The sequence below is a fragment of the Rhizobium sp. 25PS6 genome, from assembly GCF_032464655.1.
Classification (GTDB): Bacteria; Pseudomonadota; Alphaproteobacteria; order Rhizobiales; family Rhizobiaceae; genus Rhizobium; species Rhizobium laguerreae.
In genome coordinates, this window is the sequence record NZ_JAWDIV010000016.1 from 70,326 (window position 1) to 96,995 (window position 26,670).

Annotated in this window: 23 protein-coding genes; 15 read left to right on the forward strand and 8 right to left on the reverse strand. The window is 62.2% G+C overall.

Translation table 11 applies throughout. From position 1 onward, the window contains the following. The first annotated feature begins 265 nt into the window (after positions 1 to 265). The gene (gene ileS / locus RWK44_RS22720; protein WP_316029409.1) at positions 266 to 3,214 is read left to right on the forward strand and encodes an isoleucine--tRNA ligase; all 2,949 of its coding nucleotides are present in this window, start codon (positions 266 to 268) and stop codon (positions 3,212 to 3,214) included. Positions 3,215 to 3,347: 133 nt separating this feature from the next. Next, complete coding sequence (locus tag RWK44_RS22725; RefSeq protein WP_316029410.1) at positions 3,348 to 3,977, forward strand: hypothetical protein; 630 nt, start codon at positions 3,348 to 3,350, stop codon at positions 3,975 to 3,977. A gap of 51 nt (positions 3,978 to 4,028) precedes the next feature. Here RWK44_RS22725 and RWK44_RS22730 read toward each other — a convergent pair whose 3' ends face one another. Continuing rightward, complete coding sequence (locus RWK44_RS22730) at positions 4,029 to 4,466, reverse strand: nucleoside deaminase (RefSeq protein ID WP_032999138.1); 438 nt, start codon at positions 4,464 to 4,466, stop codon at positions 4,029 to 4,031. A gap of 90 nt (positions 4,467 to 4,556) precedes the next feature. On the opposite strand from RWK44_RS22730, the gene RWK44_RS22735 reads away from it, so the two are divergent. The 3 genes from RWK44_RS22735 to RWK44_RS22745 are packed head-to-tail and all read left to right on the forward strand — an operon-like array spanning position 4,557 to position 8,028. Further along, on the forward strand, positions 4,557 to 6,593 hold the full coding sequence (locus RWK44_RS22735) for a pseudouridine synthase (RefSeq protein WP_316029411.1): 2,037 nt from the start codon (positions 4,557 to 4,559) through the stop codon (positions 6,591 to 6,593). After that, the gene (rsmD, locus tag RWK44_RS22740) at positions 6,574 to 7,134 is read left to right on the forward strand and encodes a 16S rRNA (guanine(966)-N(2))-methyltransferase RsmD (RefSeq protein ID WP_011650636.1); all 561 of its coding nucleotides are present in this window, start codon (positions 6,574 to 6,576) and stop codon (positions 7,132 to 7,134) included. Before RWK44_RS22735 ends, rsmD begins: the two co-directional genes overlap by 20 nt. Positions 7,135 to 7,146: 12 nt before the next feature. Further along, positions 7,147 to 8,028 carry a patatin-like phospholipase family protein gene (locus RWK44_RS22745; protein ID WP_003556842.1) on the forward strand — a complete coding sequence of 294 codons (882 nt, stop codon included), beginning with the start codon at positions 7,147 to 7,149 and terminating at the stop codon, positions 8,026 to 8,028. Between the two features lie 13 nt (positions 8,029 to 8,041). Here the strand turns inward: RWK44_RS22745 and RWK44_RS22750 are convergent, their stop codons facing one another. From RWK44_RS22750 to RWK44_RS22765, 4 genes are all read right to left on the reverse strand, one after another. Beyond that, on the reverse strand, positions 8,042 to 8,494 hold the full coding sequence (locus tag RWK44_RS22750; protein WP_131642856.1) for a copper uptake system-associated protein: 453 nt from the start codon (positions 8,492 to 8,494) through the stop codon (positions 8,042 to 8,044). A 30-nt stretch (positions 8,495 to 8,524) separates the two neighbouring features. Next, positions 8,525 to 9,898 carry a PepSY-associated TM helix domain-containing protein gene (locus RWK44_RS22755; protein ID WP_168336108.1) on the reverse strand — a complete coding sequence of 458 codons (1,374 nt, stop codon included), beginning with the start codon at positions 9,896 to 9,898 and terminating at the stop codon, positions 8,525 to 8,527. Between the two features lie 89 nt (positions 9,899 to 9,987). After that, positions 9,988 to 10,392: a hypothetical protein gene (locus RWK44_RS22760; protein WP_316029412.1), complete on the reverse strand. Its 405-nt coding sequence runs from the start codon at positions 10,390 to 10,392 to the stop codon at positions 9,988 to 9,990. Between the two features lie 91 nt (positions 10,393 to 10,483). Continuing rightward, positions 10,484 to 12,298 (reverse strand): monovalent cation:proton antiporter-2 (CPA2) family protein, encoded by a 1,815-nt coding sequence (locus tag RWK44_RS22765; protein ID WP_316029413.1) that lies wholly within the window; start codon positions 12,296 to 12,298, stop codon positions 10,484 to 10,486. A 119-nt stretch (positions 12,299 to 12,417) separates the two neighbouring features. Between RWK44_RS22765 and RWK44_RS22770 the strand changes: the two genes are divergently transcribed. From RWK44_RS22770 to lpxK, 6 genes are all read left to right on the forward strand, one after another. Next, the gene (locus RWK44_RS22770) at positions 12,418 to 13,764 is read left to right on the forward strand and encodes a TldD/PmbA family protein (protein ID WP_222006174.1); all 1,347 of its coding nucleotides are present in this window, start codon (positions 12,418 to 12,420) and stop codon (positions 13,762 to 13,764) included. Between the two features lie 78 nt (positions 13,765 to 13,842). Next, positions 13,843 to 14,652, forward strand: a complete 810-nt coding sequence (locus RWK44_RS22775) for a 3'(2'),5'-bisphosphate nucleotidase CysQ (RefSeq protein WP_221966715.1) — start codon at positions 13,843 to 13,845, stop codon at positions 14,650 to 14,652. Positions 14,653 to 14,714: 62 nt separating this feature from the next. After that, on the forward strand, positions 14,715 to 14,963 hold the full coding sequence (locus RWK44_RS22780) for a DUF4170 domain-containing protein (RefSeq protein ID WP_020048652.1): 249 nt from the start codon (positions 14,715 to 14,717) through the stop codon (positions 14,961 to 14,963). Positions 14,964 to 15,136: 173 nt separating this feature from the next. Beyond that, the gene (gene waaA / locus RWK44_RS22785) at positions 15,137 to 16,456 is read left to right on the forward strand and encodes a lipid IV(A) 3-deoxy-D-manno-octulosonic acid transferase (RefSeq protein ID WP_020048653.1); all 1,320 of its coding nucleotides are present in this window, start codon (positions 15,137 to 15,139) and stop codon (positions 16,454 to 16,456) included. Positions 16,457 to 16,465: 9 nt separating this feature from the next. After that, on the forward strand, positions 16,466 to 17,188 hold the full coding sequence (locus RWK44_RS22790) for an HAD family hydrolase (protein ID WP_132613337.1): 723 nt from the start codon (positions 16,466 to 16,468) through the stop codon (positions 17,186 to 17,188). A 91-nt stretch (positions 17,189 to 17,279) separates the two neighbouring features. Next, entirely contained in the window at positions 17,280 to 18,353 is a 1,074-nt protein-coding gene (gene lpxK / locus RWK44_RS22795) for a tetraacyldisaccharide 4'-kinase (RefSeq protein ID WP_168284075.1), read from the forward strand. A gap of 55 nt (positions 18,354 to 18,408) precedes the next feature. Here the strand turns inward: lpxK and RWK44_RS22800 are convergent, their stop codons facing one another. Beyond that, a complete protein-coding gene (locus tag RWK44_RS22800; protein WP_316029414.1) occupies positions 18,409 to 19,293 on the reverse strand; it encodes a GntR family transcriptional regulator in 885 nt (294 codons plus the stop codon). Between the two features lie 98 nt (positions 19,294 to 19,391). Between RWK44_RS22800 and RWK44_RS22805 the strand changes: the two genes are divergently transcribed. The 3 genes from RWK44_RS22805 (at position 19,392) to RWK44_RS22815 (ending at position 22,207) form a co-directional block, all read left to right on the forward strand. Then, positions 19,392 to 20,450, forward strand: coding sequence for an ABC transporter permease (locus tag RWK44_RS22805; protein WP_316029415.1), 1,059 nt, complete (start codon positions 19,392 to 19,394; stop codon positions 20,448 to 20,450). Beyond that, entirely contained in the window at positions 20,447 to 21,211 is a 765-nt protein-coding gene (locus RWK44_RS22810) for an ATP-binding cassette domain-containing protein (RefSeq protein WP_077976612.1), read from the forward strand. The genes RWK44_RS22805 and RWK44_RS22810 overlap by 4 nt, the downstream gene beginning before the upstream one ends. 78 nt (positions 21,212 to 21,289) lie before the next feature. Then, positions 21,290 to 22,207, forward strand: coding sequence for a sugar ABC transporter substrate-binding protein (locus tag RWK44_RS22815; RefSeq protein WP_316029416.1), 918 nt, complete (start codon positions 21,290 to 21,292; stop codon positions 22,205 to 22,207). Between the two features lie 278 nt (positions 22,208 to 22,485). Here RWK44_RS22815 and RWK44_RS22820 read toward each other — a convergent pair whose 3' ends face one another. Both RWK44_RS22820 and mutL read right to left on the reverse strand, forming a co-directional pair. Further along, positions 22,486 to 22,716, reverse strand: a complete 231-nt coding sequence (locus RWK44_RS22820; protein WP_003545832.1) for a DUF2093 domain-containing protein — start codon at positions 22,714 to 22,716, stop codon at positions 22,486 to 22,488. A gap of 173 nt (positions 22,717 to 22,889) precedes the next feature. After that, positions 22,890 to 24,692 (reverse strand): DNA mismatch repair endonuclease MutL, encoded by a 1,803-nt coding sequence (gene mutL / locus RWK44_RS22825; RefSeq protein WP_316029417.1) that lies wholly within the window; start codon positions 24,690 to 24,692, stop codon positions 22,890 to 22,892. A 184-nt stretch (positions 24,693 to 24,876) separates the two neighbouring features. Here mutL and RWK44_RS22830 point away from each other — a divergent pair, with 184 nt between their 5' ends. Next, positions 24,877 to 26,598 carry a response regulator gene (locus RWK44_RS22830; RefSeq protein WP_316029418.1) on the forward strand — a complete coding sequence of 574 codons (1,722 nt, stop codon included), beginning with the start codon at positions 24,877 to 24,879 and terminating at the stop codon, positions 26,596 to 26,598. Positions 26,599 to 26,670: the final 72 nt, after the last annotated feature.

Here is a 26,670-nt window from a genome sequence, read left to right on the forward strand (position 1 = left end):
GCTGAGATGCTGACAATTTAAGCCGATATAGCCGATTGCCAACCGCGAATTCTCCTCTTCCTTTTCCCGGCAAAAACGCCTATGAACCGGCGCGATGAAGAAATATCGGCTGGCAATGATGATGCGAATTATCGGCCCGGCCTTCCGCGCGCGCTAAGCGGCCGGAAGGTCCGGGTTTTTGGCGCTTGGATACGAGCGCTTCCGTCACCAGCTATTTCACGCCCGTTGCGCCCCTTCCTGGGCCGCCAGAAAACGATTGTCAGACATGACCGACACAGCCGAAAAGATCGACTATTCGAAGACCCTCTATTTGCCCGAGACCGATTTTCCCATGCGCGCCGGCCTGCCGCAGAAGGAACCGGAACTCGTCAAGCGCTGGCAGGAGATGGGTCTCTACAAGAAACTGCGCGCTTCCGCCGCCGGCCGCGAGAAATTCGTCCTCCACGACGGTCCGCCCTATGCCAACGGCAACATCCACATCGGCCACGCGCTGAACAAGATCCTCAAGGACGTCATCAACCGTTCGTTCCAGATGCGCGGCTACGACGCCAATTACGTGCCCGGCTGGGATTGCCACGGCCTGCCGATCGAATGGAAGATTGAAGAGAAGTACCGCGAGAAGGGCAAGAACAAGGACGAGGTCCCGGTCAACGAATTCCGCCGGGAATGCCGTGAATTCGCCGCCGGCTGGATCAAGGTCCAGGCGGAAGAGTTCAAGCGCCTCGGCATCGAGGGCGACTTCGACAATCCCTATACGACGATGAACTTCCACGCGGAATCGCGCATCGCCGGTGAACTCCTGAAGATCGCCGCGAGCGGTCAGCTTTATCGCGGCTCCAAGCCGATCATGTGGTCGGTGGTCGAGCGCACGGCGCTGGCCGAGGCCGAGGTCGAATACCAGGATTATGAGAGCGACACGATCTGGGTGAAATTCCCGATCGTTAGAGGAGTGACCGCCGATTATCGCCGTGATGGAACATCGCCTACAGCGGATGAGGTCAACCCGCCGTTGGTCAATGAAGATGCGTTCATCGTAATCTGGACAACAACACCTTGGACGATCCCGGGAAATCGCGCGATCGCATTTTCTGCTCGCCTTGAATATGGCCTGTACGAGGTCGAAAGCGCTACGAATGATTTCGGCCCGCAGCCAGGCGAGAAATTGGTTTTCGCCAAGCGCTTGGCTGAGGATTGTGCTTCGAAAGCCAAAGTAACCTTGCGTTTTGTGCGGGACGTAAGTGACGACGAACTGGCTAACGTTGTTTGCGCTCATCCATTCAGAAATTTGGATAATGGCTATACGTTCGATGTCCCGCTGCTCGATGGCGATCACGTCACCGATGACGCCGGCACCGGCTTCGTCCACACCGCGCCAAGCCACGGTCGCGAAGACTTCGATGCCTGGATGTCGGCTGTCCGCACGCTTGAGGCCCGCGGCATCGAGACCAAGATCCCGTTCCCGGTCGACGACGGCGGCTTCTACACCGCCGACGCCCCCGGCTTCGAGGGCGCCCGCGTCATCGACGACAACGGCAAGAAGGGCGATGCCAACGACCGTGTCATCAGGGAGCTGATCGCCCGCGGCGCGCTCTTTGCCCGCGGCCGGCTGAAACACCAGTATCCGCATTCCTGGCGCTCGAAGAAGCCGGTCATCTTCCGCAACACGCCGCAATGGTTCGTCTATATGGACAAGACCCTTGCTGACGGCACGACGTTGCGTTCGCGCGCGCTGGGTGCAATCGATGATACCCGCTTTGTGCCGGCCGCCGGCCAGAACCGCCTGCGCGCCATGATCGAGGGCCGTCCGGACTGGGTGCTCTCGCGTCAGCGCGCCTGGGGCGTGCCGATCGCCGTCTTTGCCGACGATGAGGGCGAGGTCCTGGTCGACGAAGCCGTCAACGGCCGCATCCTCGAAGCCTTCGAACATGAGGGCGCCGACGCCTGGTTTGCCGAAGGCGCCAAGGAGCGCTTCCTCGGCAATGACCACGACCATTCCCGCTGGACCCAGGTCATGGATATCCTCGACGTCTGGTTCGACTCTGGCTCGACGCACACCTTCACGCTCGAAGACCGCCCGGACCTGAAGTGGCCGGCCGACCTTTATCTTGAAGGTTCCGACCAGCATCGCGGCTGGTTCCATTCGTCGCTGCTGGAATCGGCGGCAACCCGCGGCCGCGCGCCTTACAACGCCGTCCTCACCCATGGGTTCACCATGGACGAGAAGGGCGAGAAGATGTCGAAGTCGAAGGGCAACGTCACAGCACCTCAGGAAGTGATGAAGGATGCCGGCGCCGATATCCTGCGCCTCTGGGTGATGACCTCCGATTATGCCGACGACCTGCGCGTCGGCAAGACGATCATCCAGACTAATGTCGATGCCTATCGCAAGCTGCGCAACACCATCCGCTGGATGCTCGGCACGCTTGCCCACGACAAGGGCGAGGAGATCGCGCTTGCCGACCTGCCGGAGTTGGAGCAGTTGATGCTGCACCGGCTGGCCGAACTCGACGAGCTGGTGCGCGAGAACTACGATGCCTTCGACTTCAAGAAGATCGCCCGCGCGCTGATCGATTTCGCCAATGTCGAACTTTCGGCCTTCTATTTCGATGTCCGCAAGGATGCGCTCTATTGCGACGCGCCGTCGAGTCTGCGCCGGCGCGCCAGCCTGCATGTCATCCGTCAGATCTTCGATTGCATGGTGACCTGGCTCGCCCCGATGTTGCCCTTCACCACCGAGGAGGCCTGGCTGTCGCGCAACCCGTCCGCCGTTTCCGTGCATCTGGAGCAGTTTGCTCCGGTCGCAAAGGAATGGCGCAACGACGTCCTGGCCGAGAAGTGGAAGAAGATTCGTACCGTGCGTTCGGTCGTGACCGGCGCCCTGGAAATCGAGCGCAAGGACAAGCGCATCGGCTCCTCGCTGGAAGCGGCTCCTGTCGTTCATATCGCCGATCCGGAACTGCTGAAGGCGCTGGAAGGCCAGGACTTCACCGAAGTCTGCATCACCTCGGCAATCGAGATCAAGGCCGGCGAAGGACCGATGGATGCATTCCGCCTTGCCGAGGTGCCGGAGGTCAGCGTCGTCCCGAAGCTTGCAGAGGGCGAGAAATGCGCCCGCTCCTGGCGCATCACCAGGGATGTCGGTTCCGATCCGGAATATCCAGATGTTTCGGCCCGCGACGCCGCTGCCCTTCGCGAACTTGCGGCGCTTAAGTGAAGAATATTGCCGGATGAATTGCGTTTTCGCGGTTCATCCGGTAAAAGCTGCCTGAAAATGGCCGGATTTTTGCGTCAGGGGGACGGTTGTCCGGTTGGGCGACGATTGCACCGGCAGGGCTGGAAGGGTTTTCATGTTAGCAACGCATTGGTTCCGTATGGGCGCCTGCCTGTCTGTTGTAGTGGCGGGATGTTCCCTGGTGTCCGGTTGCGCCAGCAGCCCGACCTACGGCACCGACAAGACCGCTATGGAACAGTTGACCGACGATCTCGGCCAGTCCGTGTCGTTGACCGGTCCGGACCCGAAGAACAAGGGCGTCAAGTACACGCCACGCCCGACGCTGGTGCTGCCGGCGCAGGCGCAGAAAGAGACCCTGGTTGCGCCGCAGCAGACGGTCGCCAACAAGGACAATCCGCAATGGCTTGAATCGCCGGAGGAGACGCGTGCTCGTCTCGTTTCGGAAGCTGACGCGAATTCGGACAATCCGAATTACCGCTCGCCGCTCGCCAGTTCTGCGATCGAAGGCGGCCGGCGCACGACGGAAGCCCAGACCAAGGCCTATCGCGAGGCCCGCGCTTTGCAGAAGGGCTCCTATATCGATCAGCGCCGCTATATCTCCGACCCGCCGCCCGGTTACCGCACCGTCGACGATCCGGCAAAGCTCGATGATGTCGGCGAGCCCGAACTCAAGAAGCAGAAGAAGCGCAAGAAGGAAGCAGCGGTCGCCAACACCGGCAAGCAGTGGTGGAACTTCCTGCAATAGCTTTTTCGGCGCGCCGGCAAAAATGACGCCCGCCGCGCCCAGGCGCCGGGATTACGGCGCCTCTCTCCTTTGCGAAAAGAACCTTCGCAGCAGATCGGCCGACTGGACCTCGTTGAAGCCAGAATAGACCTCCGGGGCGTGGTGGCAGGTCGGTTGCGCATAGAATCTCACGCCATTGTCGACGGCGCCGCCCTTTGGGTCCTCGGCGCCATAATAGAGCCTGCGGATACGCGCAAACGAGATGGCTGCTGCGCACATGGTGCAAGGCTCCAGCGTCACGTAGAGATCGGCGCCGGCAAGACGTTCCTGTCCGAGCGCTTCGCAGGCGAGCCGGATCGCGGCGATTTCGGCATGCGCGGTCACGTCTTTGAGCTCGCGCGTGCGGTTTCCCGAGCGTGAAACGGCAATATCGTCGACAACGACGACGGCGCCGATCGGCACCTCGCCGCGTTCTCCGGCGGCACGCGCTTCTTCGAGCGCCATCTCCATGAAACGATTTGTCTTCACGATCGCAAGAATTTCCACTTAACCGCAGATGCGTGACCTGATAGACAGGCCCAAAAGGCAGGCAAACAACAAATGACACCCAAAGACAAGCCAAAACGCCCCGGCGCAAAGCCCTTTTCACGGGGCACCGGGCAGAAGCCGGGCGATGCGAAGCCGGCAAAGGCTGCAGCCGCGCGTCCGATCGCCGCCGAAACCGAAGGCGAGGCCAAGGCCGAACGCATTTCCAAAGTGATGGCGCGCGCCGGCGTCGCCTCCCGCCGCGACATCGAACGCATGATCATGGAAGGCCGTGTGACGCTGAACGGCAGGGTTCTCGAAACCCCCGTCGTCAACGTCACGCTCGCCGACCGCATCGAGGTCGACGGCGTGCCGATCCGCGGCATCGAACGCACCAGGCTGTGGCTTTATCATAAGCCGACCGGGCTGGTGACCACCAATGCCGATCCGGAAGGCCGGCCGACTGTCTTCGACAACCTGCCGGAAGAATTGCCGCGCGTCATGTCGATCGGCCGCCTCGACATCAACACCGAAGGCCTGCTGCTCTTGACCAATGACGGCGGTCTCGCCCGCGCGCTCGAGCTGCCGGCGACCGGCTGGCTGCGGCGCTACCGCGTCCGCGCCCATGGCGAGATCGATCAGGACGCGCTCGACAAGCTGAAGGACGGCATCGCCGTCGACGGCGTGCTCTACGGCTCGATCGAGGCGACGCTCGACCGCACGCAAGGCTCGAACGTCTGGATCACCATGGGTCTTCGCGAAGGCAAGAACCGCGAAATCAAGAACGTGCTCGGCGCGCTCGGCCTCGACGTCAATCGCCTGATCCGCATTTCCTATGGCCCGTTCCAGCTCGGCGACCTGCCGGAAGGCCATGTCGTCGAAGTGCGCGGCCGCACGCTGCGCGACCAGCTCGGCCCGCGCCTCATCGAGGAAGCCAAGGCGAATTTCGACGCGCCGATCTACAATGCGGCGGCGGTCGCTGCCGAGGAAGAGGCAGAACCCGCAGCACCTGAAAAGCGCGAGCGTCCGCGCCGTGACGAGGACAAGCGCGAACGGGCGTTGAGCCGCCTCGACACCAAGCGCGACGATCGCCACGGTGGGGCGCGCAGAGATGATGATCGCCGTGACGGCGGCCGCAGGGACGACGAGAAGCCGAAGCGTCCCCAGCCGCTCGGCCAGCGCCGCAGCGCCAATGTCTGGATGGCGCCGGGCGCCCGGCCGCTCGGCGAAAAGGCCGCGGCGAAAGCTGCCAAGAATGCGCAGACCGCACGCAAGCGCGGCGAGCAGTCGCCGGCAAAAGGCCCTGGTTTCGATCGCATCGAAGATCGCCCGCGCACCCAGGTGAACCGCGTGCGCGAAGAGGATGGCGAGTGGATCCGCTCGAGCGAAGAGCCCCGCCGCAAGGATGAGGGCGAGGGCTTCGGCCGCAAGCGCGGCTTTGGTGGTCGCCCCGCCCGCGAAGACCGCGGTTCTGGCGACCGCCCGGCGCGCGGCGAACGGCCGTTCGGTGATCGTCCCTCGCGTGGGGATCGGCCCTTCGGCGACAAGCCGCGCGGTGATCGCAAGCCGCGTGCGGATGGCGACGAGCGGCCTCGTGCCGCCAGAAGCTCCGCCGGTGAGGCCCGTTCGGAGCGTCCGCGCGGCGACCGGCCGTTCGGCGATCGTCCGTCACGTGGAGATCGCCCCTTTGGCGACAAGCCGCGCGGTGACCGTAAGCCACGTGCGGAAGGTGACGAGCGTCCTCGGGCCGCGAGAAGCTCCGCCGGCGATCGTCCGTCGCGTGGAGACCGGCCCTTCGGCGACAAGCCGCGTGGTGATCGCAGGCCGCGCGAGGACGGTGACGAACGTCCGCGAGCAGCCAGAAGTTTTGCCAGTGAGGGCCGCTCCGAGCGTCCGCGCGGCGAAAGATCGTTCGGCGACAAGCCTGCGGGTGACAAGCCCCGCGGCAAGAGCTTCGCGGGCAAGCCCGGCGGGCCTAAGAATTTCTCCGGCAAGCCGAAAGGCGCCAAGCCGGGCGGTGACAGGCCGGGCGGCGATAGGCCTGCGGGCGGGCCGTCCAGAGGTGGTGCTAAAGGAAAAGGAATGACGCGCGGTGCGGATCGTCGGCGGTGAGTTTCGCGGACGGCCTCTCGCCGTGCCAAAATCCAACGAGATCCGGCCGACTGCCGACCGGACGCGCGAGAGCCTGTTCAATATATTGAGCCATGCCTATCCGGAATGCGTCGATGGCACCCGGATTCTCGACCTCTTTGCCGGCACCGGCGCCGTCGGGCTCGAAGCGGTTTCACGCGGCTGTCGCCATGCGCTCTTCGTCGAAAACAGCGTCGAGGGCAGGGCGCTGCTCTGGGAGAACATCGATGCGCTCGGCCTGCATGGCCGCACGCGCATCCTGCGCCGGGATGCGACCGATCTCGGCAGCGTCGGCAATCTCGACCCCTTCGACGTGCTCTTTGCCGACCCGCCCTATGGCAAGGGTCTCGGTGAGAAGGCGATGGCGGCGGCGGCCGAGGGCGGCTGGCTGCGGCCAGGCGCAATCGCGGTGCTCGAAGAACGCGCCGATATTGTCGTTTCCGTGCACCCTTCCTATGTTTTCCTCGAAAGCCGCATCTTCGGCGATACGAGGGTGCATTTCTTCCGATATCAGCCGCAATAAGCGGGGGCGGGCGTGCAGCAGGCAGAGATCATCAGCCCGAAATTGCCTGCGATCAGCGATGTGCCGACGGTCGCCGTCGCTTTTGGCGGCGGCGGTGCGCGCGGACTTGCCCATATCCATGTCATCGAGACGCTCGATGAACTCGGCATCCGCCCGGTGGCGGTATCAGGCTCGTCGATCGGTGCGATCATGGCAGCCGGCATGGCGGCTGGCATGTCCGGCGCCGAAATCCGCGAACATGCGCTGACGACCGTCGGCAACAAGACGGCGGTCGTTGCCCGCATCTGGGGCCTGAGGCCGGCGACGGTGCGCGATGCGGTGGCCAAGGGTATCCGCATCGGCCAGTTCAATCTGGAGCGGATCCTGAAAGCCTTCCTGCCGTCCGAGCTGCCGGCCCGCTTCGAGGATCTGCTGGTCCCGATGAAGGTGATCACCACGGACTATTACGGGCAGTGCGAAGTCATCATCGAGCAGGGCGAACTATTTCCCGCACTCGCCGCCTCTTCCGCCATCCCCGCCGTCTTCATGCCGGTGCGCCTGCGCGATCGCGTGATGATCGACGGCGGCATCAGCAATCCGGTGCCCTATGAATGCCTGATGGATCTTGCCGACATCGTCGTCGGTATCGATGTCGTCGGAGCGCCGGAAGGTGACGGCACCCATATTCCGAACCGTATGGAGAGCATTTTCGGTTCCGGTCAGCTGATGATGCAGACGGCGATCTCGCTGAAGCTGAAGCTTCGCCCGCCGCATATCTTCCTGCGCCCGACGGTCGGCCGCACCGGCGTCATGGATTTCCTCAAGGCCCGCGAAGTCCTCGCTATGTCCGTCGGCGTCAAGGACGACCTGAAATTCGCCCTTGACCGGGAAATTGAGGCTCGGCTGAAGCGCTAGCTGTTTCTTTGCTTCATTGGGCATGGCCCTCATGGCCGGCATGACCCGCGCCGTTTGAAGCCTCGTTCATCATCACCGTGCCCTCGAAGCTTGAGAAGAGCGCAAGCGCGGAAGAATCGAGGCCGGTCTCGGCATGCTTCAGTTTCGCAGCTAGCCCGGCGGCGTCACCTGCGGAGAGCCCGATCGTCTCCAGTGTCGCGGCATCCTTCAGGCTGTCGCCGCTGCAGAGATAGATGCTCCAGCCGTGATGCGTCTTCTTCATCAGGGCCCGTCCGCCGCGTCCGTCCTGCCTCCAGCCGACGATCGCCCAGTCGGCCTGAACTACGACCGGCGCGATATCGAGCGGCTTGTCTGGCCTTTCGAACATCACCTTCAGCCTTGCCGGGATCGCCTGTTGCGGATCGTCGGTCGCAGATGCCATGGATGCAAGCAGCACGCCTGCAACGATCGCGATGATCTTCTTCATCTGATGGCCTCCCTCAGGTGATGGCCTCCCTCAGGCGAGAACGCGTTTCAGCAACGGTACGAACCGCACGACGATCTGGTCGAAGGCGATCATGGCGAGAATCGCGAGCCCGCTCATCGGGAAGGTGACCGCGAAGATCCCGACAATCACCCACAGGCCGTAATAGATCGAAGGCTTTGGCGGCATGGGTGGCACGCCGAGGCGGCCGATCGGGCGCCGTTTCCACCACATGACGACGGCGGTCACGCAGCTGAGCACAATTGCGAGGCATGTTGCGAGCATCAGCAGCTGGTTGAAACGCCCCCATTCCTGTCCTTGGTGGACATTGATGCCCCACTCGATCGCTTTGCCGAGGAATGGATATTGATCGAAGCCGATATCGATCAGTGGTTTGCCGGAGTATTGATCGATATGGAGGGTGCGTTCGTCGGTAAGGGCGTCCGGAAAGAGAGAGGCGGTATAAACGCCCGTCTCGTCGGAGGGGATCGCCACGTCGAAGCCCGACGCCATGCCCAGCCTCCTGGCGATCTCCACGGCTTTGTCAAGGCCGATTGGCCTGGCTGATTGCGCTGCGGCGATATCGGAAAGCGGAACGGGCGCCTTCTCGACGATCCAGCCGCTGTTCGGAAGGATATCCTCGGTGACTTTTCGCGACTTCGGCACATCGTCCCAGAGCTGCACCGGATAGCCGAGGCCGTGTTCGGTCAGCCAGGCATTGGCGTTCGCCCCCCAATAGCCCGACCATGGCATGCCTGACATCGCGAGGAAGAAGATCAGGACACCGGCGAAGGCGCCAGTCACGGCATGCAGGTCGCGCCAGAAAACGCGGCGGCCGGGCGTCCCCCGTACGCTGACAACGCCGCCCGTCTGGCGTCGCGGCCACCAGAGATAGATGCCGGTGACGACGAGTACCATGGCAAAGCCGCCGGCAATTTCGATCAGCCGGTTCGTTATGCTGCCGAAATAGGCGAGGCTGTGGATGCGCTTGACGACATAATTGAACTCGTCGGTCGATCCGACCACATCGAGCACCTTGCCGTCATAGGGGTTGACGAAGACCAGCATCGAGCCGGCATCGCTGGAGAGGGTGACGATGGCCGATCGCTCGGGCAGGACCGGGTCTTTGTAGGATGTTGCGGTTGAGCCCGGCACGGCGGAGGCGGCGATCTCTGCGATCCGCTCCGGCGACAGCGCTTTGCCGATAGGCTGGACACTGTAGCGGTAGCCGAAGAAGGTGCTGTTGATCTCGTCCTTGAAAAGATAGAGCGATCCGGTAACGGCCAGATTGAGCAGGAAGGGTATGACGAGAAGCCCGGCAAAGAAATGCCAGCGCCAGATGGCACGGTAGAGCGAAACGCCGTTTGCGACGTCCTCTGCCGGTTCGGCAGCAGTAATGGTCGACATGAGAATGGATCCGTATCCACGACCGACAGCACGCATGCAGGTCGGCCGGCGTTGAAAGGCGCGTCACGGCGCCTGCCGCAACGCGAAGTTCAGGCAGGGATCGGATCGGAAGGAGGAGCCCGGGGACCGGTATTGGGCGGGAAAAGCTGGCGATGGAAGGCCTCGGTCCGGATCGGCAGTTCAACCGCAGGCGCAAAGGGTATGACAGCACCGGCGATGTCCGCCGCCGGCAGGAGGATGGCGGCGCTGATCCGGCAGGCTTCGCAACCATGCGAATGCGCCTTGTCGTGTTGGTCCTGACCGGATTTGTCCGTTGTGGTGACGCAAAGCGTCGGCAGCGTCCCGTCCGGAAGCACATATTGAGCGAGTTCGGCCGGATCGAATTCGCCAGCCGCTGCGGCAGGCAGCTGATGGGAGAAGCCGACGAACACCAATGCGACCGCGCAGAGGATGCGCAGCGCCCATTGTTCGATCTGTGTCGCCCGTTTGATCAAGTTTCCCTCTTGGATCGCTCCGATCGCGCGTTTGATAAACGCCGCCCCCTTGATATTCAATGCGTCAATTTCGCAAGCCGGTCAGGGGCGATCAGGCATCCGCCGTCGCATCCGCGGTTCCGGCCAGCGGATCGTCCTCGAAGGGATCGGCAGCGCGCTTCGGCTTGACCAGCGGTTCGGGGCGGACAGGGTGGGAAAACAGCATGTCGCGCCCGGCCTGCAGCCCTTCGGACACCTGCAGCACCAGGCGCGCCTCGTCGCGCTTGCGGATATCCTCGCCGATTTCGTAAGCGTCGACCTCGGAAACGCCGAGCGCCTCCAGCGTTCGCCGTCCGAAGAGCAGGCCCGATTCCAGCGTTTCGCGCAGCTCGTAGTCGACGCCCTTGTTGCGCAGCTCGATCGAATGGACGCGGTCGTAGGAACGCACGTAGAGCCTTGTGTGCGGATAGTCGGCCTGCACCAGTTCCACCACCTTGTCGGTGATTTCCTTCTTCTGCGTGCAGACCAGCACGATCTTCGCCCTGTCGATGCCGGCCGAGCGCAGCACATCCTTGCGGGCGCCGTCGCCGAAATAGATACGGAAGCCGAAGGAGGAAGCCTGGCGGATGCGGTCGGCCGAAAAATCGATGACGGTGACGCTGCGCCCGCCGGCAAGCAGGATCTGGGCGGCGATCTGGCCGAAACGCGAAAAGCCGACCATCAGCACGTCGGCGCCGGCTCCTTCGAAATCCTCGTCCAGCTCCTCCTGCTTATCGCCGTTGAGCAGCCGCTTCGAAAGGGCCGACCCGATCGGCGTCAGCGCCATGGACAGCGTGACGATCGCGACCAGCAGCGAGGCTGTGCTCGTCGACATCAGCCCGGCCGCCCCCGCGGTGGTGAACAGCACGAAGCCGAATTCACCGCCCTGCGGCAGCAGGAAGGCGATGCGGATCGCATCGTTGTGCGGAGAGCCGGAGATCCGGCAGAGCCCATAGATGACGATCGCCTTGACGGCCATGACGATCGGCACGGCGACGATGACGAAGAGCGCATTGTCGGCAAGAACGTCGAGCTCCAGCGACAGGCCGACGGCGATGAAGAAGATAGCGAGCAGCACGCCGCGGAAGGGCTCGATATCAGCCTCCAGCTCGTGCCGGTAGGAGGATTCGGCAAGCATCACGCCGGATAGGAAGGCGCCCATCGCCATCGAAAGCCCGGCCAACTGCATCAGGATCGCCGACCCCATGACGACGAAGAGGGCAGCCGCGATCATTGCTTCGCGCGCGCCGGTCCGGGCGATAATCTGGAAGAGTGGCGTCAGCAGGTAGCGTCCCATGACGATCATCGCCGCAACCGCGCCGATGGCGATGGCGAAATCCAACAGCGGCGCGTTGCTGCCCTTGTCGCCGCCGTCGAGGATGGTGATCAGCGCCAGCAGCGGCACGATCGCCAGGTCCTGGAACAGCAGCATCGAAAAGGAGCGCTGCCCGTATCGCGTATTGACGTCTCCGTCGCCCTCGAGGATCTGCATGGCGAAGGCGGTCGAAGATAGCGCCAGGCCAAATCCGGCAACGATGCTGCCGCGCCAGTCGAGAGCCTCGGAAAGCCAGGCAAGCGCGGTCAGCGCCAGGCCCGTCAGCACCACCTGCGCCGTGCCGAGGCCGAAGATGTCGCGCCGCATCTGCCAGAGGCGGGTGGGTTTCAACTCCAGTCCGATGATGAACAGCAGGAAGACGACGCCGAGTTCGGCGACGGCGAGGATCTGTTCGCCATCGGTGATGCCGTGGAAGACCGGGCCGATGACGATGCCGGCAGCAAGATAGCCGAGCACCGTGCCGAGCCCGAGTTTCTTGAAGATCGGAGCGGCGACCACCGCCCCGCCAAGCAGCAGGATCGTTTCGGAAAAAAAGGCATTGGACGCTGACATGCTGACAATTTCTTTCGACGGCGGGGAGCAAGCAGGCAGCCCCGATAAAGAATCGGTGACGGCGGCCTTGATGCTTGGGAGAGTGCACAATAAATGGAAGCCGAAGGAAAGGCCAAATCATGTCCTCTGAAATTGATTCCTCGACACTTCTTTCCCGCGCAAGTCAATTGATCGATCTGGCAAGGAAGGCAGGGGCCGATGCCGCCGATGCCGTCGTCGTCCGGTCGCGCTCGCAATCGGTCAGCGTCCGCCTCGGCAAGGTCGAGGGAACGGAATCCTCCGAAAACGACGATTTTTCCCTGCGCGTCTTCATCGGCCAGCGTGTCGCCAGCGTTTCAGCCAATCCGGGCTTCGATCTTCAGGCGCTGGCCGAACGCGCCGTCGCGATGGCCAAGGTTTCCCCGGAAGACCCCTTCGCCTGCCTGGCGGATGAGGCGAGCCTTTCGAGAACCTATCCCGACCTGCAATTGCTCGATACCACCGAGGTCTCCTCCGAGATGCTGCGCGAGGCCGCTCTTGCCGCAGAAGCTGCCGCGCTTGCGGTCAAGGGTGTCACCAATTCCTCCGGCGCCGGCGCCTCCGCCGGCATGGGCGGCCTCGTTCTTGCCACCTCGCACGGTTTCGAAGGCAGTTACATGGCCTCGCGTTTCGGCCATTCCGTCAGCGTCATATCAGGCGAAGGCACAGGCATGGAGCGCGACTATGATTTCGACAGCCGCCTCTATTATGCCGAGCTCGACGATCCCGCTGAAATCGGCCGTCGCGCAGGCGAACGGGTGATCAAGCGCGTCAATCCGCGCCAGGTACCGACCGGCAAGGACGTCACGGTCATTTTCGACCCGCGTGTCGCCCGTGGCTTCGTCGGCCATATCGCCGGTGCGATCAATGGTGCTGCCGTCGCTCGCAAGTCCAGCTTCCTGCGTGACAAGATGGGCCAGCAGATCCTGAAGTCAGGCCTGTCGATCACCGATGATCCGCTGATCGTACGCGGCCCTTCCTCGCGGCCCTTCGATGGCGAAGGCGTCTCCGGCGAGCGGCTGGTGATGATCGAGGATGGTATTTTGAAGCACTGGTTCCTCTCGACCTCGACGGCGCGCGAGCTCGGCCTCGAAACCAACGGCCGCGGCGTGCGCGGCGGCACCGCCGTCTCGCCTTCCTCCACCAACCTTGCCCTGGAACCCGGCGATATCTCGCCGGAGGATTTGATCCGCAGCGTCGGCAACGGTTTTTATGTCACCGAATTGATCGGCCACGGCGTCAACATGATCACCGGCGAATACAGCCGCGGCGCCACCGGCTTCTGGATCGAGAATGGTGAACTCACCTTCCCGGTCTCCGAGGTGACGATCGCCTCGAACCTCAAGGAGATGTTCATGCGCCTGACGCCGGCAAACGACATCGATCGCAAATTCGGCGTTGCAGCTCCGACCTTCGCCATCGAAGGCATGACGCTCGCGGGGCGCTGAGCATGATGCCGAAAAGTGTGAGCGGTTTTCGGACGACATCATGCTCCCACTGTTGAATTGAGAAACGGATTGACGGGGATGAGCGACATGGAGAAAGCCCGCTGGCAGAGCGATCTCACGCTGATCGCCGATGCTGCGAGAGAGGCGGGCGCCGTCGCTTTCGGCTTCTTCAACCAGTCTCCCGAGGTCTGGTGGAAGAACGAGGACCGGTCTCCCGTCAGCGCCGCCGATTTCGCCGCCAACAAGACGCTCGAGACCATCCTGCGCAAGGCCCGGCCGGATTATGGCTGGCTGTCGGAAGAGACCGACGACGATGCCGACCGTCTCTCACGCGAGACGCTGTTCATCATCGATCCGATCGACGGCACGCGAGCCTTCCTCGGCGGGCAGAAGGTCTGGTGCGTCAGCGTCGCGGTGGTTCATCGCGGCCGGCCGGTCGCCGGCGTGCTCTATGCCCCGGCGCTCGAAGAGCTCTATGAGGCGGTCGAGGGCGGCGTGGCGCTGAAGAACGGCGTTCCCTTCACCGTCTCGGCCGCCGGACCGGAAGAGATGAGCCGCCTTGCGATCGGCGAAGACCTGCTGAAGACCTTTCCGCCGGCGTTCCGTGACCGGGTGACGCGAGAGAAATACATTCCCTCGCTCGCCTATCGCATCGCCATGGTGGCGGACGGTCGTCTCGAAGGCACCTTCGTCAAGGGCAATTCACATGATTGGGACCTTGCCGCTGCCGATCTGATCCTTGTCTGCGCCGGTGGCGGCCTCGTCGACATCGAAGGCCGGCCGATCGTCTACAACCGCACTGAGGTCACCCACAAGGTCCTCTGCGCGGCGCCAACGCCTCGCCTCGAGGAGTTCCTCACGGCCTTTGCGGGACGACGAGACAGTTGACGTTTCCGTCAAAATCCCGCAGATGGGTGGCGGAGGAGAATAGGCAGAAAGAGAAGAAAAAAATGACTGACTCCGGTGACAAGAAGCAGCTTCTGCATCTCGTTTTTGGCGGCGAACTGGAAAGCCTCGATGACGTCCAGTTCCGTGACCTGCAGGGTCTCGATATCGTCGGCATTTTCCCGGATTATGCCACGGCACTGACGGCCTGGAAGTCTAAGGCGCAGCAGACGGTCGACAATGCGCATATGCGCTACTTCATCGTCCACATGCATCGTTTGCTCGATCCGCAGGAAAAGGCCAGGGGCAACTGATCCCTAGCATGTGCCGCCGGCCGGCCGCTCGTCGAGCGGGCTTTGCTGCATCGGGCGCGCCCGTCGATCCGGATTGTTTGACGCATTCTGAACAAATTAATCGGCCATTGCGGCCGCAACGATAATTAGGGAATGGGTTTGATGTCGATCGGTTTTGATCGGAGGCTGGCGCGATGAGTTCCCGGATGGCGCGGTTCGGTCTGAGCGCATACCGTCTGGCGGGAACCGTGGCCTCTCCTGTCGTCGGCCTCTATATCACCTACCGCACGGCCAAGGGCAAGGAAGATAGGGCCCGCCGCCTGGAGCGCTTCGGCTATCCGAGCGCCAACCGGCCGCAGGGCCCGCTCATCTGGTTCCATGCCGCAAGCGTCGGTGAAACCAACGCCGTCATCCCGCTGATCCGTGAAATCCGCCGCCGCGACATCCATGTCATCCTGACGACCGGCACCATCACGTCGGCCAAGCTCGCCGCCGAGCGCCTCGGCCAGGAAGCGATCCATCAATATGTGCCGCTCGACCTGAAGCCCTCCGTCAGCCGCTTCCTCGATTATTGGCAGCCCGATTGCGCCATTATCGCCGAATCCGAGATCTGGCCGGCAACGGTGCTGGAGCTCGGCCGCCGCCGCATTCCGCAGATCCTGATCAATGCCCGCATGTCGGACCGCTCCTTTGCCCGCTGGCGCCGCCGCCCGGCGATCGCCGAAGCCTTGTTCGAGAATCTTGCCCTCGTCATCGCCCAGTCGGATGTCGATGCCGAACGATTCCGCGATCTCGGCGCCGTCCCCGTCATCACTTCGGGCAATCTGAAGGTCGATACCGACGCGCCGCCTTATGACAGCGCTGTCTTCGCCCGCTACAAGAAGCAGATCGGCGAGCGCAAGACCTGGGCGGCGATTTCAACCTTCGACGGCGAGGAGAATGCCGCCGCCATCGTTCACCGGGCGCTCAGGGAGCGCGACCATCAATTGACCATCATCGTGCCGCGCCATCCCGAGCGCAGCGACGAGATCGAGGCAGCGCTCGTCAAGCAGGGGCTGAAGGTCGCCCGCCGCACCCGCGACGATGTCCTGTCCGCCGATGTCGATATCTTCCTCGGTGATACGATCGGCGAAATGGGCCTCTATCTCCGCCTGACGGAAATCGCCTTCGTCGGCCGTTCGCTCTTTGCCGAAGGCGGCCAGAACCCGCTGGAGCCCGCCATGCTCGGCTGCGCCATTCTCTCCGGCGGCCATGTGCAGAATTTCCGCGATGCCTATCAGAAGCTTGCCCGCAGCGGCAGCGCCCGCATGGTGCGCGATACTGAAATGCTGGCCAAGGGCGTGCATTATCTGCTGATAAACGACGACGCCCGCCGCAACATGATCGAGGCCGGCATCACCGCCGTGCACGAGATGCGCGGCGCGCTGACGGCGACGGTAAAGGGGCTGGAACCCTATATCAATCCGCTGACGGTCAAGGCGCGGCTGCTGCCCAAGGCCGTGGCCCAGGTCTGAGGAGCGAAGATGTCGGCAGCGTCCCCTATCAAAGGCATCCTCTTCGACAAGGACGGCACGCTGCTCGATTATGACGAGAGCTGGCTGCCGGTAAACCGCGAGCTTGCCCGCATCGCCGCCAGAGGGGATGAGCTTCTCGCCAACCGGCTGCTTTCGGCCTGCGGCATGGATCCGCTGACCGGCCACATCGTTCCCGACAGCCTGCTTGCCGCCGGCAATACCCGCCAGATCGCCGAGGGTCTGGTTGCGGCGGGCTCGATGGTCGATGTCGGCGAACTGACGATCCGCCTCGACGCCCTTTTTTCCAGTGCCGCCGAATTTTCCGTGCCGGTGACCGACCTCGCCGGCTTCTTCGCTCGGCTGCATCGACGCGGCTTCAAGCTCGGTGTCGCCTCTAGCGACAATGAGCGGTCGATCCGCCAGACGGCGGAACGTTTCGGTTTCGCCCGCTATATCGATTACATCGCCGGCTATGACAGCGGTTTCGGCGTCAAGCCGGAGCCGGGCATGGTGCTCGGCTTCTGCGCTGCGACCGGTCTTTCGCCTGAAGAGGTCGCCATGGTCGGCGACAACAATCACGATCTGCACATGGGTTTGAATGCCGGCACCGGCCTGAGGATCGCGGTGCTGACCGGCACCGGTTCGCGGGAGACGCTTGCCGCCGCGGCCGATCATGTGCTCGACGATATCACTGCCATCGAGACCCTGCTGCCGGACCTGCAGCCGGCCTGACGGGTAAGGGCTTGCATTTTTTCTGGTTTTGGCTTCTCAATCCGGCCGGGAAACGAAAATTCTGTGGCCGGGCAGGGAGCGGGACGGCAAGATGATATCCGAAGCGCCACCGTTCTGGTGGAGGAAAGCCGATTGGCGGGCCTGGCTGCTGCTGCCGCTTTCTTTTCTCTATGGCCGTATCGCTGGCCACCGCATGGCCCATGCGCGCCGCGCCTCGGTTGCGGTTCCGGTTATCTGTGTCGGCAATTTCACCGTCGGCGGCGCCGGCAAGACGCCGACGGCGCTGACGATTGCCCGCGCCGCCAAGGCGAAGGGGCTGAAGCCCGGCTTTCTCAGCAGGGGTTACGGCGGCTCGCTCGATGTGACGACCGTGGTCGACCCCGATCATCACCGGGCGATTGCCGTCGGTGACGAGCCGTTGCTGCTTGCCCAGGAAGCGCTGACGGTGATTTCGCGCCGGCGCGTCGAAGGGGCTCAGCGCCTGGTGGCGGAGGGCGCCGATCTCATCATCATGGATGACGGTTTCCAAAGTGCCCGGCTGGCGATCGACTATGCCTTGCTCGTCATCGACGCGACGCGCGGCCTCGGCAACGGCCATATCGTGCCGGGTGGCCCGGTCCGCGCGCCGATCCGCCAGCAGCTGCGGTCCGCAACCGCTTTGCTGAAGGTCGGTGGCGGCAATGCCGCCGACAGGATCGTCCGCATGGCGGCGCGCGCGGCAAAGCCCTATTTCACCGCATCGCTGAAAATCCGCGGCGACAATACGCTGGCCGGCACGAAGGTGCTAGCCTTTGCCGGCATTGCCGATCCCGCCAAATTCTTTCGCACGGTTGAATCCCGCGGCGCCGAGATCGTTGTCGCCAAATCTTTCGGCGATCACGAGCACCTGACGGAGGAGGAGATCGACGACATCCTGACGACCGCAGAGCGTCAAGGTCTCCTGATCGTCACCACCTCCAAGGATTTCGTCCGCCTTTCCGGCCATCACGGCAAGGCGGCGCGGCTCGTCGAAAAGAGCCGGGTGATCGAGGTCGACATGGTCTTCGAGGATCACCTCGCCCCCAGCCTCATCATCGACCGGGCGATCGTCGCTTGCCGCGAGCGGCGGCTGCGGGAGATGAAGGCCGGGGTTAAAGCGATTCCAGCAAAGGCGGAACCGCTCTAGCTAGCAGGCTGCTGCAAAACGTCTCGTCCTGCGTACAACTCCACATGCAACGCTATCACGCGATCGAGTGAAGCAAAGTTTCGCGGGCGGAAGTCAGATGCAACCGGCATGCGCGATCGATCAAGGCGATATTGCGGCTTTCGAGGGCTTCGATCAGGGCGAGATGTTCCCTGATGGCGACCTCATTCCGCGTGCGTTCATCACGCTTGTTCCACTGATAGTGATAGTGGAAAACCATGGTTATCACGTCTTGGAAGCTTTCGATAAAGCGGTTTGGCGCGACTGCGGTAATCAGCCGGTGGAAACGGCTGTCCAGCTCCGAGAAATCCTGAAACCGAGCGTCGATATCCGCGAGCAGTTCCAAATGTGCCGCCCGCATGGATTGGATCTGTTTCCAGACGGGCGACCCGTCGGGCAGGGCAGCGAAAAGCCGTGCGGAGCGCATTTCGAACATCTCTCTGATCTCAAACAGTTCGAGTGCGAAACTGGCTGTGAACCCTTTAAAAACCCAGCCTGCATTCTGACGCTTCTCGATCAGCCCATATTTCTGAAATCGATTGAGAAACTCACGGATAATCGTTGTCGCGACGCCGAATTTCCGAGCTAATTCCGTCTCATTGATTTCTGTGCCTGGACAGGCATCACCGCGCAGCATCCATTCCATGAAGCTCGTCTCGACCTGTTCCGAAATTGCCAAGGTCTCTTCCTTCGGATAGCGCTCTTTTTGCCGCGGCTGCTCACGTATGATCCGCCTGTGCGCTTCAGATATGATGATCCCACGTGCGGACATCCCCGCCAGCACCTTCCGCACCGTTGTTCTGCTCACGCCAAGCTGGGTACGCAGTGAATTTTCGGACGGCAATTCCGCCCCAAGATCGAGCGTCCGAATGATATCGATCATATCATTGAATGCCCGCTTGAAAGTCGTATCCGTTCTCATGGCGCAACTCCTGGTATGATTAGATATCCATAAAAAACAATTTGACGCACGTGTATCATATGTTTCTTATGTATAAAAAACGGGGGAGGCTAGGGAATTTGGAAGACTCCGGGATTCTGCCTCAGAACTCGTCCCGGCCTGGTGGTTCGCAAGATGCAACCTTCCAGCCGAGACAATCTGGCATCACATTCGGGCTGAAGCTATTGAGCCTCGGCCCTCTATTGATCCTGATTATGCTCATCGCCGTCGTCAGTTTGATCACGCCGGCTTTTCTAAAGCCCGTTAACCTGGGGAACATCCTGGCGCAGACAGCAGTGATTGCTGTTGTGGCAATGGGGCAGCAACTCGTTATCCTGACGCGCGGCATCGACCTGTCTGTAGGCTCGAATCTTGCGCTGGCAACAGTCATCGGCGGACTTGTCTATCAGCAGATTGATTCCTCGATCGTCGTCATAATGGCCATGCTGCTTGCCGGTGCTGCTATCGGTGCGGTCAACGGCTTGGTCTTTGTCTACGGTCGGCTGCCACACCCCTTTATCATTACACTTGCGACCTTGAGTATCTGCCGCGGCCTGGCACTTGCATTGGCGCCCGGCCACACCACCATGCGCGGGATGCCCGATGCAGTGACCGCGATCGGCGGCGGTACGACGCTTGGTGTGCCCAATTCCTTCTTTGCCGTTGCGATGTTCGGGCTTCTTTTTCTGATCCTCACGAAGTCGATGGTCTTTGGCCGATGGATCTATGCCGTCGGTGGGGCGCCGAATGCCGCCAGAAGCATGGGTATCCCAGTAAAGGGCGTTCTGCTCGCAACCTACATTATTTGCGGCTTTTGTGCAGGTGTCGGCGCGGTGCTGCTCGCAGGACGGACCGCCGCCGCCTCGCCAATCTACGGCAATCTTTTGGAACTCGACACGATTGCTGCGGTGATTATCGGTGGCGCCAGCTTCCTTGGCGGACGCGGCCATCTCGGACACGCCCTGATCGGCGCCGTGCTGATCGGCGTCATCCGCAACGCCCTTAACCTTCTCGGGGTCGACGTGTTCTTTCAAATGATCGCGATTGGGCTCGTCATCGTCATCGCCGTAGAGGCCGACGTGCTTCGTAACCATCTCGAGGCGCGCGCACGCGTGCTTCAATCGGCGAGAGTGCAATGAACCCAGCATCTACCACACCGGCACTTTCGGTTCGAAATGCCCAGAAGCGCTTTGGCGCCATCCATGCCCTGAAAAAAGTAAGCTTTGATGCGTACTCGGGTGAGGTAACCGCTCTCTTGGGTGACAACGGCGCCGGCAAGTCGACGCTCGTCAAATGCATCAGCGGGCTTCATAGTCTCGACGAAGGAGAGATCCTCGTGGATGGTGCGCCCGTATCCCTCCATTCAACGGCGGCCGCCCGCCGCGCCGGTATTGAAACCGTCTACCAGGATCTGGCGCTTTTCGACAACCTGACCCCGGTACAGAATTTCTATTGCGGACGAGAAATCTCTTTCCCCTCTTGGCTGCCGCGTCCGCTCCGCTTCCTCAACACGGGCGTGATGAAGCGGGAGGCAGCAAGTGTCATCGATCGCCTGAAGGTTAAGCTGCCGAGATTCGATGCGCCGGTCGCCCTGATGTCCGGGGGACAGCGACAGGCGATCGCGGTCGCGCGCGCCATTGTTTTTGCGCGCAAGCTGGTGATTCTTGACGAACCAACGGCCGCCCTCGGTCTTCGCGAGTCTCGCCAGGTTCTTGACCTTATCCATCAGCTCAAAGCCGACGGCAATGCCGTGATCATCATCACGCACAATATGGAACATGTCGTCGAAATCGCCGATCGGGCGGTTGTGCTGCGCCAGGGGCGCAAGGTGGGTGAACTGAAGCCAACGCAAGCGAACAAGCAGGACCTTGTTGCGATGATTGTCGGCGCCGAGGCTTAAGGGAGATCGCTGCTTCTTTGGGGCAGCGGACAACGAGATCGCTCTAGAGGAGGGCGGTCGAAACATGGGAGGTGTATCATGAAACTGCAATCCCTGCTGGGAGCTCTTGCGCTCCTGGCCGTCGCTGTAGTCCCGTCTTTGGCGCAGGAGCCGGTGAAGCTCGGCTTTATAACCAAATTCCCAGTACCGTTCTTCGCAACAATGGAGAACACAGCCAAAGATTATGCAAAGAGAAATCCCGGCGTCGAGATCATCTACGGGCAGGGTACGTCCGCAACCGACATCGAGGGCCAGATTGCACAGATCGAGTCCATGGTGACACGAGGCGTGCAGGGTATTGCCCTCACGCCTGTCGATCCCACCGTGTCCACTGCCCTGGACAAGGCGGTGGCGGCCGGTATCAAGGTCGTGCTGATGGATAACAATATTCCGGATTGGAAAGGCAGGACGGCGCTTGCCACAACCGATAACTTCGCCGCCGGCAAAATCGCGGGCGAATATCTCAAAACTGTTCTTAAAGCCGGCGACACGCTCGGGATTCTTGAGGGCGTGCCCGGGGTGCCAGCGCTTGATGACCGTGTGACGGGAATGCTTGAAGGGCTGAAGGGACTTGACGTCAAGATCGTCGGGAAAGGCGCGACAAACTGCACCGAGGAGCTCGGGATCAGTGTCGCCGAGGATCTGCTGACGAAGAACCCAGACCTCAAGGCCATTTATGCCGCTTGCGGCCCGCCCGCTGCTGGCGCGGCGCGCGCAATCAAGAACGCTGGCATTGCCAATGACAAGATTGTGCTGGTCGGTTTCGACTTCTGCTGCGGCGAAGAGGAGGCGCTGAAGAGTGGAGTCGAGGATGCGTCGGTGGCGCAGTTCCCCACCAAGATGGCCGAACTCGGTGTGGATGCGCTGGTAAAATCGATTCGCGGAGAGAAGGTTGAGTCCTTGATCGATTCCGGCGCTGCGCTCGTGACGCCAGAGAATATGGCGAAATTCAAGTGAACCGTTGCCCCTGCGGGGATCGGATCACGCAAACGGCCCGTCCTTCGTGGGCGGGTCGGACGTGTGACCTCTCGTTGTGCCCAGATTTCAATCTTCTATCAGGACGGCCGGCACGTCTTCAACAAAGCCTTGGCTGATCGTTATCGATGGTGAGGCGCGCGGCGCTTTAGAGCACGACGCCGAAAAGCGTGAGCGGTTTTCGGACGACATCATGCTCTAACTATATAATGTAGAACAGGATTCAGACTTTAGGCTGACCCGGCCTAAATCATCCAGTTCTAGCGCCGCTGGTTTGGCAGCACGCCGGCGCGTTTGTCGGCATCGATGGCCGAGATCACGTCGGCATAGGGCTCCTGCCGGGCGACGCTCCAATAGCGCAATTCGTCGAGCGGGATCTGTTTCCCCGTCATCGCGCAGACGACATAGGAGCCGGGCGAGAGAATCTGGAAATCGCCATCGAGATACCGGATCTTCGCCTCGCGGTTTCCGTGCCCTTCGAACAAATTCATGCGCTCCGTTCCCTGCCGTCTGTCATTAGAGCATGTCGCGCAAAACTGTGCCGCGGTTTTGCGGTCACGACATGCGGAACACCAAAGACCTAAAGCGTGGGCCAAGTGAATCTGAAAGATCGCGACACGCTTTAGTCTGCCATACTCCCGCAAGGGCTGCTTTTCCAGCTTTTTTAGCTTCTGCCGAAAAGCCGTTCGATATCGCTGAGCTTCAATTCGATATAGGTCGGCCGGCCGTGGTTGCATTGGCCGGAGCCGGGCGTCACTTCCATCTCCCGGAGCAGCGCGTTCATTTCCTCCGGCCGCAGCCGCCGTCCGGAGCGCACCGACCCGTGGCAGGCCATGGTCGCCGCCACATATTCGAGCTTGGCCGACAGGCCTGACGCCGTGTCCCATTCGGCGATCTCGTCGGCAAGCTGGCGGATCAGCCCGTGCGCATCGACCTCGCCGAGCATCGCCGGCGTCTCGCGCACGGCGATCGCGCCGGGGCCGAAACGCTCGATCGCCAGGCCGAGTTCGGAAAGCTCCGCGGCATGCTGCATCAACCGGTCGCAATCCTCTTCCGGAATATCGATGATCTCGGGGATGAGCAGCACCTGCGAGGCCAGCCGCTTCGAATGCAGCGCCTTGCGCATCGCTTCGAAGACCAGCCGCTCATGTGCGGCATGCTGGTCGACGATGACGAGCCCGTCCTCGGTCTGGGCGACGATGTAGTTTGCGTGGATCTGCGCCCGTGCCGCGCCGAGCGGATGCCGCGCGGCTGCTTCGGGCGCAGCCGGCTGCGGCGAAAACTGCGGCTCGGCTCGCGCCGTCGGCATCGAAAGTCCGTCGAAGGATGCCTGCGGCCGCTCGCCGAAACCCGTTGTCGGCTGATAGGGCCGGGAGGGCGAGGTCTCGGCCGACCATGCCGTTTGCGGCCACGGGTTATTCGGCTGGAAGCCGGGGCGGAAGGAACGCAGCATGTCGCTCGCCCCGGTCGTCGCCGCCCGGCTGCCGTCGCGCGCCAAGGCCTCGCGGATGGCGCCGACGATCAGGCCGCGCACCAGGCCCGGGTCGCGGAACCGCACGTCGGATTTTGCCGGATGCACGTTGACGTCGACGAGAGCGGGATCGAGCGTGATCGACAGCACCGCCACCGGATGGCGTCCGGAAGGGATCGTCTCGGCATAGGCGCCGCGGATCGCCGAGAGGATCAGCTTGTCCTGCACCGGCCGGCCGTTGACGAAGGCGTATTGATGAGCGGAGTTGCCGCGATTGAAGGTCGGCACGCCGGCAAAACCGGTCAGCGAGATCTCTTCGCGCACGGCGTCAAGCGCAATGGCGTTGTCGCGGAACTCCTTGCCGAGCACCTGCGCCATGCGCCCCAGATGATCGTCACCGGTCGCTGGAAATTCCAGCGTCGTGCGGTCCGAGCCCGACAGCACGAAACGTACCGCAGGAAAGGCGATCGCCATGCGCTTGACGATCTCGGTGATGGCGCCGGCCTCGGCCTTCTCCGTCTTCAGGAATTTGAGCCGGGCGGGTGTGGCGAAGAAAAGGTCGCGCACTTCGACGATCGTCCCGGGATTGGCGGCGGCTGGGCGCAGATGCGCAATCTTGCCGCCGGCAACGGCGATCTCGTGGCCGCCGGCGCTGTCGCGTCTGCGGCTTGCGATGCTGAGCCTGGCGACCGAGCCGATCGAGGGCAGCGCCTCGCCGCGGAAGCCGAGCGTGCGGATATCCTCGAGCGTCTCTGAGATCTTCGAGGTGCAATGGCGTCTGACCGCCAGTTCCAGATCGACCACGTCCATTCCCGAGCCGTTGTCGCTGACGCGCAGTAGCGCCTTGCCGCCGCCTGACGTGGCGATTTCGATGCGCGTCGCGCCCGCGTCGAGCGCGTTTTCGATCAGTTCCTTGGCAGCGCTCGCCGGCCGTTCGATGACTTCGCCGGCGGCGATCTGGTTGATGAGCGTTTCGGAAAGCTGTCTGATTGCCATGGCCTATTTTCGGGGATTCGCGGGCCGGAGGGAAGGGCTTTCCAAGCGTTTTCCCGAAACGTGATCCGGGGCTCCCCTCAAATTTGGGAATAGGTAATGTTAAGCCGGTTTTAACATAAAAATGGCATTTCTAATCACATACCTCCGGAAGCTGCGAAATCGAACAGATGTGGGACGCAACAGAATGAGTGCCGGCTTCGAAAAGGCGGACACATCATCAGAAATCGATGGGGCTCCCGCCGAGGCCGATCTGCAGACGGCGCTTTTCGATGTGGTGTGCGACAGCCTTTCCGCAGCTTTCATTATCTACGACAAGAACGATCATCTGATCTTTGCAAGCCGCCAGACTATCGATTTCTTTCCGCTGCCCGCCGAGATGCTGAAGCCGGGCACGCGGCTTCGCGATTTCCTCGGCGCGATGTACGACACCGGCATTCGCCAGCAGTATGATGTCAGGCAGGGTGGCTCGCTGAGCCGCGAAGACTGGCTGTCGCAGAAAATCGCCTCGCATTGGCGCGAGCGCTTCGACGCTGTCGAGCGCCACGGTGCCGATAGCTGGGTCCGCTTCGTCAAGCGCAGGCTGCCCGGCGGTTACGGCGTCACCATCATTTCCGACATTTCCGAGAACAAGAAGCGCGAAGAGCAATGGCGCTCCGATCTGGAGCGGGTGCAACTCACCGAGGATATTCTCGACAACCTGCCGTTCCCGCTCTTCGTCAAGGATCGCAACCTCACCTATGTCGCGGTCAACCTCGCCTTCTGCGAGAAATATCAGACAAGCGCCGACGAGGTGCTTGGGCGCAAGAGCGGTGATCTTTTTTCAGAAGAGATCGCCAAGCGCTTCGAAGAAAGCGACCGCCATGTGCTGGAGACCGGCGAGATGTCCGTCTCCCGCCAGCGGCAGATCTCCCGCGACGGCATCGAGCGCGATATCGTCAGCCGCAAGCACCGCATCGGCAAGCCCGGCCGCTATTTCCTGGTGTCGACTATGCAGGACCTGCCGCGCGACGGCGCCGATCTCGACGAGTTCGGCCAAGCGTCCGCGATCACCGCCTCCAGCAATCAAAGCTATCGCCGGGCCTATGTGCCGGTACCAACCGGCATCGCACGGCGCGAACCGGCGGCGATGGAAGCGATCGTTCCGGAGAATTTCTCCGGCCGCAAGGTCCTCGTCGTCACGGCCGACCTCGCCGCTGAGACCGCCGCGCTGCGGACGCTGACGAAATACGGCTTCGAATCCTGCTCGGTCCGCGGCGAGGACGAAGAGGAGCGGTTCCTGGAAATCGCCACCTCCTCCGGCATCTCGCTCGATCTTCTGATCATCGACAACCAGATGGGCATGCGCTGCCTCGAACTTGCCGAGCAATACGGCATCCCGGCGCTCGTCATGGACGGTTTCCAGATCGCCAACGAACTCACCTTCCAGATCGCCCGCCATTTCAATCGCAGCAGCCGCAGCGCCGCCGGTTCGGATGCGGATTGGGAAATCACCATTTCCGACGATCCGGTTGGCCTGCAGGTTCTCGTCGCCGAAGACAATGATATCAATCAGATCGTCTTTTCACAGATCCTCGAAGGCCTCGGCTATCGCCACATGCTTGCGGCGACCGGCGACGAGGCCGTGCGCCTCTGGGCCGAGCACCGGCCGCAGATCGTGCTGATGGATATTTCCCTGCCGGGTTTCAACGGCTTCGAGGCCGCCCGCCTCATCCGGCAGATGGAGGAAACCGGCGGCGGCACCCGCACCCCGATTATCGGCGTGCTCACCCAGGCATTCGAGCGTGACCGCGCCGAATGCGTCAAATCAGGCATGGACGACGTCATCATGAAGCCCGTCAGCCCTGACATGCTGGAGACTATATTTCAGAAATATCTAATGAATGAGGCCATGCGGGCCCAAAACTGAACGATGGCGCGCAAAAGTGTGCAGGCGCCAAAATACCCGTCAACTCCCTAGATTTTGGGGAGGTTCAGGCGG